The 574-nt window shown below is 49.0% G+C and carries 3 tRNA genes; all 3 read left to right on the top strand.

Annotation, left to right across the window (positions count from 1 at the left end):
- The first annotated feature begins 73 nt into the window (after nucleotides 1-73).
- The 3 genes from ELS82_RS26160 to ELS82_RS26145 all read left to right on the top strand — a co-directional run bounded on the left by ELS82_RS26160 (nucleotide 74) and on the right by ELS82_RS26145 (nucleotide 519).
- Nucleotides 74-148, top strand: a tRNA-Gln gene (locus tag ELS82_RS26160).
- 161 nt (nucleotides 149-309) lie between these two features.
- Nucleotides 310-384 (top strand) — tRNA-Gln (locus ELS82_RS26150).
- 50 nt (nucleotides 385-434) lie between these two features.
- Nucleotides 435-519 (top strand) — tRNA-Leu (locus ELS82_RS26145).
- The last annotated feature ends 55 nt before the right edge of the window (nucleotides 520-574 follow it).

The following is a 574-nucleotide window of genomic DNA, read 5'->3' as shown; positions in this document are numbered from 1 at the left end:
GGCGCCGCAAGGTGTGAGAGTTCAAGTCTCTCCTTCCGCACCATTATTTAAGTCTTTCTCATGAAAGCACTGCAGGTCTATCGCCAAGCGGTAAGGCAGCGGCTTTTGATGCCGCCATCCCCTGGTTCGAATCCAGGTAGACCTGCCATATACAACGTCTTACTGATTCTCCAATTATCAGTAATGACTACAAAATTGATGCGGAAGTGGCGGAATTGGTAGACGCACCAGATTTAGGCGCCGCAAGGTGTGAGAGTTCAAGTCTCTCCTTCCGCACCATTATTTAAGTCTTTCTTATGAAAGCACTGCAGGTCTATCGCCAAGCGGTAAGGCAGCGGCTTTTGATGCCGCCATTCCCTGGTTCGAATCCAGGTAGACCTGCCATACAACTTCATAACGCTTTTACCAATTAGCGATATGAACACAAAATTGATGCGGAAGTGGCGGAATTGGTAGACGCACCAGATTTAGGTTCTGGCGCCGCAAGGTGTGAGAGTTCAAGTCTCTCCTTCCGCACCATTTGGCTACGTAGCTCAGCTGGTTAGAGCACATCACTCATAATGATGGGGTCACA

It is taken from the genome of Vibrio ouci, from assembly GCF_004551525.1.
GTDB classification, from domain to species: Bacteria; Pseudomonadota; Gammaproteobacteria; order Enterobacterales; family Vibrionaceae; genus Vibrio; species Vibrio ouci.
Note: the sequence above shows the minus strand (reverse complement) of the source record. Positions and strands in the feature narration are given on the sequence as shown.